Genomic DNA, 13374 nt, shown 5'->3' with positions numbered 1-13374 from the left:
TCTGGTCGTGTCAGAGACAGAATATGTTTATTCTGCGCGCGACCACTTCTCGGCGTTCCACATGATGCCGCTCTGTCCCACAGAGTGGATGGCGTTGTCGATGTCGGCGGCGGCAGCGTCGACACCGGGGTGAGCGAACAGCGGGATGCCGAACAGGTCGTCCCACAGCTGCTTCTCGATGATCTTCGTCTGCTCGAGGTGCACCGACTCGTCGAGGCTCGTCACGAGCGTCTCCCAGGCCTGGTCGACGACCGGGCTCGAGTAACCGCCGTAGTTCTGCGGCTTGTCGGTGGCGTAGATGTTCTGGCCCGAGGTGATCTGGCCGGAGCCGGCCCAGGCGAACAGAGCCACGTCGTAGTCGCCGCGCTCCTGGGTGCCGCCGGGCTGGAAGAAGTCGGCGTTGCCGACGTCCTGGATGTCGAAGCCGGCCTGGTCACATGACGACTTGATGAGGGCGATCTCGTCGGCACGACGCGGGTTGGGCGCCGAGTATCCGATGCGGACGACCGTGCCGGCAGCCCCGGCGGCGTCGACGAGAGCCTTGGCGCCCTCGACGTCGGGTTCGTCGTAACGGCCGTCGTACGACTCGGAGACGACCTCGTCGTAGTTCTCCTGGAAGGGGAAGACCTCGCGCGCGTTCATGACGACGGCATCGGGGTTGACCGGCTTGATGAGGTTGTCGACGATCTGCTGGCGCGGAACGCACATCGCGAACGCCTGGCGCAGCTCGAGGCTGTTCGCGAGCGACGCGTTGCCCGTGAAGTTGAAGTCGAGGTGCTCCCAGGTCAGGGTCTGTCCGGTCAGCAGCTGAGCGGCGTCGCCGAGCTCCTCGATCTGCGAGACCGTGTCGACGGTGGGCTGCGGAGCGATCACGTCGAGGTCGCCGTTCTGCAGCGCCTGGACCATCGCGTCCTGCGCGACGAAGCGGATGACGAGCTCGTCGTTGGCGGCGGGCTCACCGTAGTAGGCCTCGTTGCGCTTCAGCGTGACCGACTGACCGGCCTCCCACGACGAGAGGACGTACGGGCCGGAGCTGGGGATGAGGGCCTCGTCCGGCAGCGTGCCCGGGTCGGTGTTCCACCCGGTGTTCCAGAACTCCGCTGCGGTCGTGAGCGCCGCAGCGTCGCCGCCGCGGATGGCGTCGACGAGCTCCTCGGTCGACATGCCGCCCTGCTCGGCGACCACGTGCGCGGGGCTGTACAGCCACGTCTGGATCTGCCAGTCCGGGTCGGGAGCGGCGAACTCGACGGTGAACGACTTCGCGTCGGCGTCACCCTGCGGGCCCTCGGGAACGGTGTCGCCGAGGTCCTGCGAGACCGAGTTGAACAGCGGTCCGTCGGCACCGGCGAGGTTGGGGTTCTGCACGCCCCACGCCAGCACGGCATCGGCGACGGTGATGGGGGTGCCATCGGACCACACGGCGTCATCGGCGATCGTGTACTCGACGACCATCGGGTCCTCGGAGATCAGCTCGTACGAGCCGAGGTCGCTGTTCGGCTGGATGGCGCCGACCTCGTCGAAGTAGCTGAAGCCCGCGAAGATCCGGTCCACGATCGCCGAGTTGTAGGTCGAGTAGGTCTCGGGGGTGAAGCCGTTGTAGCTGATGAAGTCGTTGGGACCCACGGAAACGGCGATGGACTGGCTCGCCGCCGTCGTCGTGTCCTGGTCGCCGCCGTCCGCCGGCGCGCAGCCGGCAACGACGAGCGCCAGGGCAGCGGCGCTCGCGGCCGTCAAGGAGATACGCGTGAAACGCATTCCCACTCCTGTTCTCTTAATGATCCGGGCGGCGGAAGACCTTTCCGCTCCCCCACTCAGCATCCATGTCGCTGAGTTCAGATGCCCCCTACCTTTGCGCGCGTTCGTTTCCAGCGTGTTGCACGAAACGAGTTCGTTAGCAAAATGTGTCCTGCGCATTGCGGCCCGACAGCTCTGCTTGCTCACCCGAACGGGGCGACGATGAGCACTTCTGCCCACGCCTCGATGAGTCGGTCGGATGGGCCACGGTGGGTCGGGTCAACCGAGGATGAGGGTGAGCGCGATGCCCGCGGCGATGACCGCGAACGGGATGAGGACCTGTCGGTTCCACGACGTTGTCACGGACGTCTCTCCCGGCGCATCGACGTTCGCGCGCCACGTCTCACGGATCTCCTCCGCTTCGCGCACCGAGGCGGGCGTGCGCGCCGCCTCATCGACCTCGCTTCGTCGCGCGCCGCGGAGGGGACGGGCGGGTCTGCCCGGAGAGGGGCCGCCGAAGGCGGAGACCGACCGGCCGTCGGTCGTGTCGACGACGATCTGCCAGCGGAGCCGGACGTCCGTCACGGCGGGCCACGGCGCACGTGTCACCCGCAGCGGGTTGGCGATGACGATAGCGCGCTCGTCGACGGCCACCGAGGGCGCGAACAACGTGGCGTAGATCGCCCAGACCACGAGTGCGACCCACGGCGTGAGGCGCAGTCCCTGCGCGACGCCTCCCCGGATGAAGACGTCGCCGAGCAGGAACACCGCGAGGAGACCGGAGCCCACGACCACAACGGTCGCCGACGCCGGCCGGTACGTCTTCCTCACGCGCGCGGGTCAGACGCCGAACTGGAAGCCGGCGCCGGGGATGGCCGCGAGCAGCTCGCGGGTGTAGTCCTCGGTCGAATGGTCGAACACCTCGTCGGTCGTCGCGGACTCGACGAGTCGCCCGCGGCGCATGACCGAGACGTTGTCCGCCACCAGGCGCACGACCGCGAGGTCGTGGGTGATGAACAGGTAGGTCAGATCGAGCTCGGTCTGCAGCTCGGTGAGCAGGTTCAGGATCTGACCCTGCACGAGGACGTCGAGCGCCGACACGGCTTCATCGAGGACGAGCACGTCCGGTTTCAGGGCGAGAGCGCGCGCGATCGCGACGCGCTGGCGCTGACCGCCCGAGAGCTCGCTCGGATACCGGTCCTTCGCGGCGATGGGCAGCGACACCTGATCGAGAAGTTCGCGCACGCGCGCCGAGCGATCCTTCTGCGTGCCGAACTTGTGGACGCGCATCGGCTCGGCGATGGTGTCGCCGACGCTGTACTGCGGATCGAGTGTGCCGTACGGATCCTGGAACACGGGCTGCACACGACGACGGAACGCCAGCTCATCGGCGCGAGAGAGCCCGCCCAGCTTCTTCCCGTCGAAATGGATCTCACCCGACGTCAGCTGCTCGAGCTGCAGGAACAGCTTCGCAAGCGTGGACTTGCCCGACCCGGACTCGCCCACGATCGCGGTCGTGGTGCCCTTGGCGACCTGGATGCTGACATCGTCGACCGCGACGATCTCCTTGGAGGAGAGCCCGCCCGTCCGCACCTTGTAGACGCGGCGGGCGTTGCGGATGTCGATGAAATCGGCGGGCGCTTCGACGGCCTCCGCCTCGGCCTCCCGCTCTTCGGCTCGGGCGAGGAACTCCTCACCCGCACCGAACACGTCGACGTCCTCGTGATGACGCACGGCCTGGATGCGCCGCGACGCGAGGCTCGGCGCAGCAGAGACGAGTCGCTTCGTGTAGGGATGCTGCGGGTCGGCGAGGATCTGCTTCGACGGACCCGACTCGACGACGCGGCCGCGATACATCACCACGAGGTGCTCGGCACGCTCGGCGGCGAGGCCCAGGTCGTGGGTGATGAACAGCACCGACGTTCCGAAGTCGGTCGTCAGCGTGCCGAGGTGGTCGAGGATCTGACGCTGCACCGTCACGTCGAGGGCCGACGTCGGCTCATCGGCGATCAGGAGTTTCGGACGCGCCGACAGGCCGATGCCGATCAGGGCGCGCTGACGCATTCCCCCGGAGAACTGATGGGGGTACTGCCGCATCCGATCCTGCGCGTCCGGCAGCCCGGCTTCGGTGAGCACTTCGACGGAGCGGTCCCGAACAGCCGCGCGACCGGTTGCGCTCCGGTTCGAGCGAACGGCCTCTCGCACCTGGAATCCGACGGTGAGCACCGGGTTCAGGTTCGACATCGGGTCCTGCGGCACGTAGCCGATCTGCGCACCGCGAACCGACTGCAGCTCGCGGTTCGACAGCGCCGCGAGATCGCGACCCTCGAACATGATCTGCCCATCGGTGACACGGCCCGTGCCGGGGAGCAGCCGGATGATGGCCTGCGCGGTCGTGGACTTGCCCGAACCGGACTCGCCGACGATCGCGACGGACTGGCGCGGGTAGATCGTCAGGTCGACGCCTCGCACCGCCGGGACGAGGCCCGCCTTCGTCTGGAAGCCGACGTGCAGATTGCGGATGTCCAGCAGTGGCGTGGCATCGGAGGACGTGGTGTCGCTCATCGGCGCGCACGCTCCTTCGGGTCGAGGGCGTCGCGCACGACGTCGCCCAGCATGAGGAAGGACAGCACCGTCACGGAGAGAGCGGCGGCGGGGTAGATCAGCACCATCGGGCTGGTGGTCAGCGACTGCCGGGCGGCGTTGATGTCGTTGCCCCAGCTCATGACCGTCGGCGGCAGCCCGATGCCCAGGAACGACAGGGTCGCCTCGGCGACGATGAACGTTCCGAGCGAGACGGTCGCGACGGCGATCACCGGTGCGATCGCGTTCGGCAGCACGTGACGCAGCAGCACTCGCCAGCGCGAGACGCCGAGGGCGATCGACGCGACGACGTAGTCGGCCTGTTTGGCCGTGAGCACCGCGCCGCGCATGATGCGGGCGATCTGCGGCCAGGCGAAGACGGCGATGACGAGCGCCACCACGAGCGGTGTGCGCTCGGGGACGACCGACATGAACACGATGGCGCCCAGCACGGTGGGGATGGCGAAGAAGATGTCGGCGACGCGCGAGAGGATCGCGTCGAGGATGCCTCCGTAGTAGCCCGCGAGCGCGCCGACGATCGAGCCGAAGATCGCCACCATGAGGGTCGCGACGACGCCGACGAGAATCGAGGATTGCGTGCCGTAGATGACGCGTGCGTAGACGTCGCACCCCTGGCGGGTGAAACCGAACGGGTGCCCCGCCGCGGGGCCGCCGTTGCTGTCGGCGAGCTGGCAGTTCGCCGTCGGCGACACCGGCGAGAACAGTCCTGGGAACGCCGCGATGACGAGGATGAGGACGATCAGCACGGCGGAGACCCAGAACATGGGCCGACGGCGCATCGACTGCCACGCGTCGCTCCAGACGGTGCGGGGCTTGTCGTCGGTCGACACCGCGTCGATCGCCTGGAGCGGCGTCTCCTCCTCGGGAGCGACGAAGTGGTCCTGATTCCGGCGGAGATTACTTGGCATAGCGGATCCTCGGGTCGAGCCAGGCGTAGAGAAGATCGACGAGCAGGTTCGCCAGCATGATGATGATCACCATGATGGCGACGAAGGACACGACCGTGGGTCCCTCGCCGATCGTGATGGCGCGATAGATCGTGCCGCCGACGCCGTTGATGTTGAAGATGCTCTCCGTGACGATCGCGCCGACCATGAGGGACCCGAGGTCGACGCCCAGGTAGGTCACGACGGGGACGAGCGAATTGCGGAGCACGTGGACGGTGACGACGCGGGGGCGGCTGAGCCCCTTCGCGGTGGCCGTGCGCACGAAGTCCGCGGACAGGTTCTCCGCGACCGACGAGCGCGTGAGGCGCACGATGTACGCGAACGAGACGGTCGCCAGCACGATCGCGGGCAGGAGCAGCTCGTCCCAGGGCGCGCCCGCGCTCACGGTGGTGCGGAACCACCCCAGCCTGATGCCGAGGAGATACTGCAGGACGAAGCCGATGACGAACGTGGGCACCGAGATCAGCAGAAGGCTCACGACCAGGGCGCTCGCGTCGAACAGCTTGCCCTTGCGGAGGCCGGCGATGAGGCCGATGACGATGCCGAACACGGCCTCGATGGCGAGCGCGAGGACGGCGAGGCGAAGGGTGATCGGGAACGCCTGGGCCATCACATCGATGACGGGGCGTCCCGAGAAGGTCGTGCCCCAGTCGCCCTGCAGCAGCGCCCCGATGTAGAGGAAGTACTGCACGATGAAGGGCTTGTCGAGGTTGTACTGCGCGCGCACCGCCTCGATGACCGCGGGCGACGGCTGTCGATCGCCGTACAGGGCGGCGATCGGGTCTCCCGGCAGCAGGAAGACGAGGGCGTAGATGAGAAGGGTCGCCCCGAAGAAGACGGGGATCAGCTGCAGCAGCCGTCGACCGATGAACCAGAGCATCGACGAATAGTTCCTAAATGGGTACGGGGTGGCGGAGGGCGATGAGGCCGATCAGCACGGTGTCCGGGACGCGAAGCGCCCCGGACACCGTACTCGATGATCGACGGAAGCCGAACTCAGCCCTTGGTCACCTGGTTGTACAGCGGCACCGAGTCCCAGCCGAAGACGACGTTCTCGACGCCCTCGCCCCAGACGCCGACCGCGTTCTGGTACCACAGCGGAACGCTGGGCAGGTCACGCATCAGGATCTCCTGAGCCTGCTCGTACAGACCGGCCGCGTCCTCGACGGACGGAGCCGAGGCGGCCTCGGTCAGGAGCGCATCGAACTCGGGGTTGGTGTAGCCCTCGTAGTTCGAGCTGCCGCCGGTGCTGTACTGCGCCGACAGGAAGTTGCCCTGCGACGGGTAGTCCGCCTGCCATCCGGCGCGGGTGGCGCCGGTGAGCGTGCCGGTGGTGCGGAGGTCCAGAGCCGCGGCGAAGGTCGGGAACGGCAGGCCGCTCGCCTCGATGCCGAGGGTGTTGGAGATGCTGTTCGCGACCGCGTCGACCCATGCCTGGTGTCCGCCGTCGGAGTTGTAGGCGAGCGTGAACGGACCGGTGTAGGCGTTGATCGCCTCGGCCTCGGCCCACTTGGCCTTCGCCTCCTCGGGGTTGTACTCGAGGACCTCGGAGCCGGGCAGGTCATCGCTCCAGCCCTCGACGACCGGCGACGTGAAGTCGGTCGCCGGGGTGCGGGTGCCCTGGAAGATCGTCTCGGTGATCTCGTCGCGGTTGATCGCCATCGAGATCGCCGCACGGCGGAGCTGGCCCTCTTCGTCGTTGCCGAAGCCCGGCAGGTAGAAGGGGACGTTGAAGCCCTGGTAGATCGCGGCGGGCTGGTTGACCGAACGCTCGGGGAAGTCGTTCTCGTACGTCGCGAACGCGGTGTCGGGCACCGTGTCGAGCACGTCGAGGTTGCCGCCCTGAGCGTCGGCGTAGGCCGACTCGAGCGAGGTGTAGAAGACGATGTTCAGACCGTCGTTCGCGACCTCGCGAACACCGTTGTAGTCGGGGTTCGGAACGAGGTTGATGCCCTCGTTGTGGCGCCAGGCGCCCTCGTCCTCGAGCATGTACGGACCGTTGCCGATCGGGCTCTCGCCGAACGCTGCGAGATCGTCGAACGCGACCGACGGGAGCGGCATGTAGGCCGTGTAGCCGAGGCGGAGCGGGAAGTCGGCGTCGGGCGCCTTGAGCGTGACGGTGAACGTCATGTCGTCGACGACCTCGAGGCCGGTGGGAGCGGTGCTTCCGTCGTCCGACGCGCCCTCGATCGTGTAGAACCAGTACGCGCCGTCGACGTCCTGAGCACCTGCGGTCCAGGTGTCGACGAAGGTCTGCGCGGTGATCGCGTCACCGTTGCTGAACGTCCAGCCGTCGGCGACGGTGATCGTCCAGACGACGTTGTCGTCGCTCTCGATCGAGGAGGCGACCTCGTTCTGGATGCTTCCGTCGGCGTTGTAGCTGACGAGACCCGCGTAGATCGAGGTGAGGATGCGCCCACCGCCGGTCTCGGTGGTCCCGAACGTGACCAGCGGGTTCTGCGGCTCGGTGCCGTTCGTGGTGATGATCGCGGAGGCATTGGAGCCTCCGCCCGTGTCGCCGTCGCCGCCGGCCGAGCAACCGGTCAGCGTGAGCGTGACGGCGGACACCAGCGCGATCGCGCCGACTCCCCAACGTCGTCTCGACATGTTTCCTCCTGGGTGACGGGTACGCGCTCGCAGACCGCGACGGTGAAACCACGCCGACGTCCGGAGCACGGGATATACAGCGACGATAAGCGTGCACGGGCCTCGTGGTCGCATCGAGCCCGAAACCGTTACATGTCGGCAATAATTCTCGCGCCGAGGTTGTCATCCTGCTCGCGCTGATGCGCCGGTGCTGCGCGTAGAGATCGGTGCGCCATCCCCGCGGGCTGACGACGAGGTGTCCTGGGCCTTCGATACTGACGAGAATGGTTCGAACAACCTCTGTAACGAAGGCCGGAGCACGGCTTCGACCCAGTGATGTAAAGTCGCGGTCAACCGCACGTCGCGGCCGAACCGACCGGAAGAGAGCAGCCGTGGTGGACGACGCCATCCTCATCTACGCGAGCACACTGGCCGCAGACATGCGCCACGTCATTCCTCACGACGTGCACGATCCGTTCCTGTACATCGAGATCGGCGGGGCTCCGCACGTGGCGATCAAATCGCTCGAGGCGGCGCGCATGCGCGATGTTCCCGGCATGACGGTCTTCCCCCTCGACGAACTCGGCTTCGACGACTTCCGCGCCGCGGGTCAGGACCCGGATCTCGCCGAACTGTCGACGCTCGTCGCGGCCTGCCGTCGACTCGGCGTGTCCGCGGCGGCCGTCCCGCCGACCTTCCCGCTCGAGGTCGCCGATCACCTGCGTGCGAACGGCATCGACGTGCAGGTCGACCGCGATCTGTTCGTGCAGCGTCGCCGGGTCAAGACGCCGCACGAGCTCGCCGGCATCCGTCGCGCTCAGGTCGCCGCCGAGGCCGGGGTCTCACTCGTCGCCGATGCGATCGATCGTGCGACGCTCGACGCCGACGGCGGTCTGGTGCTCGACGGTGTGCCGCTGACCTGCGAGGACCTGAAGGACCGCATCCGCGCCGTGTTCCTGCGCAACGGCTGCGAGGACGCCGGCATGATCGTGGCCCACGGCCCGCAGACGTGCATCGGCCACCACGCCGGATCGGGTCAGATCCTGGCCGGCGAACCGGTGACCGTCGACATCTGCCCGCGCGACATCGCGTCGGGTGGCAACTCGGACATGACGCGGACGTTCGTCAAGGGAGACATCGACGACGAGCTGGCGTTCTACTACGACATCGTCAAGAAGTCGTTCGACGCGACGCTCGCCGCCATCCGCCCCGGTCTGCCGGTCGCCGAGCTGCACCGCATCTCCTGCGAGCCCATCGAGGCGGCCGGTCAGCCCACGCAGCTGACGAAGAAGCCCGGCGAAGTCCTCGACGAGGGCTACTTCCACTCGCTCGGCCACGGCGTCGGCCTCGAGGTGCACGAGCCGCCGAGCCTCAACCAGAACGACGCCGTGCTCGTGGCCGGCGACGTCATCGCCATCGAGCCGGGGTGCTACCGACAGGGCTTCGGCGGCGTCCGCCTCGAGGACATCGTGCTCGTCACCGAGGACGGCTACGAGCTGATCTCGGACTACCCGTACGAGCTCACCCCGGTCTCGCTCCCCCGAGGCAAGTGACGGTGGCCCGCGATCCGCGGATCGACCGCGACGCCGCCGACATCGTCGGAAGCTGGCAGGATCTCTGCCGCTTCCCGACGGTCGCCGGCGACCTCGACGCGATCGGCCAGGCCGCCGACTGGATCGAGGAACGGCTCGCGCCCCTGATGGACCGCGTCGACCGGTACGAGATCCCCGGCTACGGGCCCGTGGTCGTCGGCTTCCGCGCCGGCGAGAGCGACGCTTCCCTGCTGCTCTACAACCACTACGACGTGCAGCCCGAGGGCGATCCGGCGCGTTGGTCCTCGCCCCCGTACGCCGCCGAGATCCGAGACGGAGCGATGTACGCCCGCGGCGCCTGCGACGACAAGGCGGATGCCGCGGGGCGCCTCGCGTCGTTGCGGCTGTGGATCGAGGAGCACGACGGCCGGACGCCGTTCGGCCTGATCTACCTCGCCGACCCCTGCGAGGAGATCGGGAGTCCCGGACTCGGCGACGTCCTCGCGGCCCACGCTCGCGAGCTCCGTGCCGATGCGTGCCTGTGGGAGAGCTACCTGCGTGAAGAGGACGGTCGCCCCGCCGTCGGCTTCGGCTGCCGCGGCTCGCTCGAGATCGAGCTTACGCTCGACATCCTCGCCTCGGCGCAGCATCCGTCCTACTCGTCCATCCTGCGGTCTGCGCCGCTCGAGCTCATGGCCGCCGTCTCCTCGCTGCGCACCGCGGACGGGCGCATCGCCGTCGCGGGTGTCCGTGAGAAGGCCCTCGTCCCGGACGCGCGCGCGGAACGTCGCACCGCGGACATCACGCTTCCGGGGCCCTCGATCGCTCGGCCCGGGGTGACCCCTCATCTCCCGGGGACGGCCGCGGAGCTCGCCACGCGTTTCATCTTCGAACCGTCCATCAGCCTGTCCGGCTTCGACCTCGACGAGGGTGTGCGTCAAAGCATCCCGGCCTCGGCGACGGCGCGCGTGCGATTCGGGCTCGTCCCCGGAATGGAGCCGGAGCAGATCGTCGACGCCGTCCGCGCGCACCTCGCCGAGCTGAACCCGGACGTCGTCCTCACCGTCGTGCGGTCGATTCCCCCGGCGTTCTCGCCCGTCGAGTCGGCGTTCGGCGATGCCGTTCTCCGTGCGGCCGGCAGCGCTTTCGGAGCCGAGCCGGTCGTGTACGACGTCATGACGGGCGCGGGCCCGGGTGCGCTGTTCCTCGAGCACCTCGGCGCTCCGATCATCTCCCCCACCGGCACGCTCCGACCCGCCGGCAACATGCACGGCTACGATGAGCACGGCTACGTCGAGGACTTCCTCGACCACGTGCATTTCACCCTCGAGGTGCTCCGCGAGCTCGAGCGGAGCGGCTTCGCGGACACCGCCCGGGGAGGGGTATGACGACCGATCCGACCCGTCTGCGCGCCCTTCTCGAACCCGAGCGCGAGGTGCTCGAGATCGACGACGTCGACCGGCGCATCCTGCACCGCCTGCACGAGGACGCCCGCGCCTCGATGCGGAGCATCGCGGCCGACGTGGGGATGTCGGCACCCGCGGTGGCCGAGCGGATCGCACGCATGGAGCGCGGTCACATCATCCGCCGCCACACGATCGAGCTCGACTGGGCCGCGCTCGGCTACCCGATGCTCGTCGTGATGCCGCTCCGGCTCACCGGCGATGCCGACGCGGCCGCCGTGCTGTCGGCACTGAAGGCCGTCGACGCGATGACCGAAGTGCTGGTGCTTGCTGCCGGCTACGACCTGATGGCCCGGTTCCGCGTGCGCGATCATGCCGACCTGCAGCGACTCCTCGTCGAGGAGGTCTGGCCGATCCCCGGGATCGACCGCGTCGAGACGATGCTCGCGATCGGTCGCCTGGCCGACCCCCAGCCGCTCGAACATGTCCTCGCGACCGAATCACCCACGCGCAAGCGCCGACGCCCGTGATGTCGACCTCACAGCTCTGACATCGCGGGGGGTTGAAGGATGATGCACGTGTCACGCACTCGTCTCTGGTGGGAGATCGCCCTCGTCCTGGCGGTATCCGTGGGTCGCTCGGCCTTCTTCTCGGTGCTTTCGCTCGTGCAGGCTCTCACGCGGGAGGCGAGCCTCGGCGAGCAGTCGACCTCGCTGAATCCGGGGGCCGCGACGATCGACCCGTGGTCGATCGTGTCTCAGGTGTTCTCGCATCTGTTCAACCTCGCGCCCGTCGCCCTCGCGATCTACTTCCTGTGGCAGCCCGGGTGCTCGGCGTTCCGCCGGATCGGCCTCGACTTCCGGATGTTCGGCCGGAACGTCGGCGGCGGCATCCTTCTGGTCGTGGTGATCGGGGTGCCGGGCCTTGGCCTCTACGCGCTCGGTCGCGCGCTCGGGATCACGGTGCAGGTGGGTGCCGCGCCCCTCGACGGCGCGTGGACCGCGATCCTGCTCCTGACTCTCGCTGCTCTCCGGGCCGGACTCACCGAGGAGGTCATCTTCATCGGCTACCTCTTCGACCGGCTGCGCCGCCTCGGCTGGAGCACGTGGACGATCATCCTGAGCACCGCGGCGCTGCGCGGGGCCTACCACGCCTACCAGGGCATCGGTCCGATCTTCGGCAACATCGCGATGGGCATCGTCTTCGGCTGGGTGTATCACCGCTGGGGGCGAGTCATGCCCCTCGTCGTCGCCCACGTGCTGATCGACCTCATCGCCTTCATCGGCTACCCGCTCGCCGTAGCCTGGTGGCCCGCCCTCTTCTGACCCACCCCGTCCGCGCCCTGCGTTTCCGCGAGACAGCACTTCCGCGCCGAGAGCGTGGCGTTCGCCCGCGGTTTCGGCGCGAAACTGACGTCTCGCGGGAGGGCAACCGGACCCGGGGCTCCTCCACAGCGCGGCTGGGACGACGCGCTGTGCCCGGGCGGGTGCGAGGGCGCGAGCTCGGTGGGCCGCCGGGTGCAGCGTGACCGGATGACTCATCGAATTCCCGTGTTGCGTCCATCGCCCGTCGCGCTGCTGCGCGCTCGCGGCATCCCGCACCCCGACCGAGCGGTCAGGGCCGGGGAGCTCGTGCCGGTGCGCCGCGGGGTGTACGCGCCCGCAGACGCCTGGAGGCAGCTCGCGCCCTGGGACCGCTACCTCGCGCGCGTGCACGCTGTGGCCCTGCTGCGCACCGGCGTCGTCTTCAGCCACGAGTCGGCTGCGGTTCTCCTCGGGATGCCGATCATCGGCGAGCCTGCGGAAGTGCACGTGCTCGCGGACGGCAGATCTACCGGAGGCGACCGGGGTGGGCTACGCGTCCATACGACCGACGACGCACGCGAGATCATCGAGATGGGGGCGATCGCACTCACGAGTGCCGCCGAATGCGCGGTCGATATCGCCCGCAGTCGACCCGAACTGCTCAGCCTCAGTGTCGCCGACGCAGCTCGCGCCTTTCCGGGTTCGGCGGCAGACCTCGTCGGCCTGAACGAGGTACGACGCAGCAGCCGCGGACGGCGCCTCGCCCGCTGGTCTCTCGAGCGCGCCTCCCCCGTGCCCGAATCGTCGCTCGAATCGGTCAGCCGTGGCGTCACGGAACTCCTGGGGTTCGACTCACCGGAACTGCAGGTCGTCATCGGCCCGGACCGCGTGGACTTCCGCTGGCCCGAGGACCGCATCGTCGGGGAGGCGGACGGCGACCTCAAGTACGACGGCAGATTCGGCGACGCCGCGGAACTCCTGCGCGCTCGACGCGACCGCGACGCTCGCCTCCGCAGGGCGGGCAGTCGCCACGTCCTCCACTGGGGCTGGTCGGATGCCGTCGAATTCGACCGGCTCGACAGCATCCTCACCGCCGCGGGGGTCCGCCGCATCCGGCCGCCGGATCTGGCCCGCCTCGTCCGCTCCCGCAGTGCGCTCCGCCCGAGTGCTCTCGGCGCGAGACTGCACTCTCGCGCCGAGAGCGCGGGCTGAACCCATCGTCTCGGCGCGACAGTGCTGTCTCGCGGGCGGAGGCGCGCGGAGG

11 protein-coding genes are annotated in these 13374 nt (G+C 68.6%); 5 read left to right on the top strand and 6 right to left on the bottom strand.

What is annotated here, in order from left to right; translation table 11 throughout:
• Positions 1-27 precede the first annotated feature (27 nt).
• The 6 genes from F6B42_RS06560 to F6B42_RS06535 form a co-directional block, all read right to left on the bottom strand.
• Positions 28-1755: an ABC transporter substrate-binding protein gene (locus F6B42_RS06560; protein WP_150418839.1), complete on the bottom strand. Its 1728-nt coding sequence runs from the start codon at positions 1753-1755 to the stop codon at positions 28-30.
• Positions 1756-2013: 258 nt separating this feature from the next.
• Complete coding sequence (locus F6B42_RS06555; protein ID WP_150418838.1) at positions 2014-2565, bottom strand: PH domain-containing protein; 552 nt, start codon at positions 2563-2565, stop codon at positions 2014-2016.
• A 9-nt stretch (positions 2566-2574) separates the two neighbouring features.
• Positions 2575-4299: a dipeptide ABC transporter ATP-binding protein gene (locus tag F6B42_RS06550; RefSeq protein WP_150418837.1), complete on the bottom strand. Its 1725-nt coding sequence runs from the start codon at positions 4297-4299 to the stop codon at positions 2575-2577.
• Complete coding sequence (locus tag F6B42_RS06545; protein ID WP_150418836.1) at positions 4296-5246, bottom strand: ABC transporter permease; 951 nt, start codon at positions 5244-5246, stop codon at positions 4296-4298. Before F6B42_RS06545 ends, F6B42_RS06550 begins: the two co-directional genes overlap by 4 nt.
• On the bottom strand, positions 5236-6165 hold the full coding sequence (locus F6B42_RS06540; protein WP_150418835.1) for an ABC transporter permease: 930 nt from the start codon (positions 6163-6165) through the stop codon (positions 5236-5238). The genes F6B42_RS06545 and F6B42_RS06540 overlap by 11 nt, the downstream gene beginning before the upstream one ends.
• A 116-nt stretch (positions 6166-6281) precedes the next feature.
• Positions 6282-7892: a peptide ABC transporter substrate-binding protein gene (locus F6B42_RS06535; RefSeq protein ID WP_150418834.1), complete on the bottom strand. Its 1611-nt coding sequence runs from the start codon at positions 7890-7892 to the stop codon at positions 6282-6284.
• A 371-nt stretch (positions 7893-8263) separates the two neighbouring features.
• Between F6B42_RS06535 and F6B42_RS06530 the strand changes: the two genes are divergently transcribed.
• The 5 genes from F6B42_RS06530 (at position 8264) to F6B42_RS06510 (ending at position 13322) form a co-directional block, all read left to right on the top strand.
• A complete protein-coding gene (locus F6B42_RS06530) occupies positions 8264-9424 on the top strand; it encodes a M24 family metallopeptidase (protein WP_191089294.1) in 1161 nt (386 codons plus the stop codon).
• Positions 9425-9426: 2 nt separating this feature from the next.
• Positions 9427-10791 carry a M20/M25/M40 family metallo-hydrolase gene (locus tag F6B42_RS06525; RefSeq protein WP_150418832.1) on the top strand — a complete coding sequence of 455 codons (1365 nt, stop codon included), beginning with the start codon at positions 9427-9429 and terminating at the stop codon, positions 10789-10791.
• A complete protein-coding gene (locus F6B42_RS06520; protein ID WP_150418831.1) occupies positions 10788-11336 on the top strand; it encodes an Lrp/AsnC family transcriptional regulator in 549 nt (182 codons plus the stop codon). Before F6B42_RS06525 ends, F6B42_RS06520 begins: the two co-directional genes overlap by 4 nt.
• A 48-nt stretch (positions 11337-11384) precedes the next feature.
• On the top strand, positions 11385-12131 hold the full coding sequence (locus tag F6B42_RS06515) for a CPBP family intramembrane glutamic endopeptidase (protein ID WP_223878390.1): 747 nt from the start codon (positions 11385-11387) through the stop codon (positions 12129-12131).
• 207 nt (positions 12132-12338) lie between these two features.
• Positions 12339-13322, top strand: a complete 984-nt coding sequence (locus F6B42_RS06510) for a type IV toxin-antitoxin system AbiEi family antitoxin domain-containing protein (RefSeq protein WP_150418829.1) — start codon at positions 12339-12341, stop codon at positions 13320-13322.
• The last annotated feature ends 52 nt before the right edge of the window (positions 13323-13374 follow it).

The sequence above is a fragment of the Microbacterium radiodurans genome, assembly GCF_008710705.1.
GTDB lineage: Bacteria > Actinomycetota > Actinomycetes > Actinomycetales > Microbacteriaceae > Microbacterium > Microbacterium radiodurans.
Note: the sequence above shows the minus strand (reverse complement) of the source record. Positions and strands in the feature narration are given on the sequence as shown.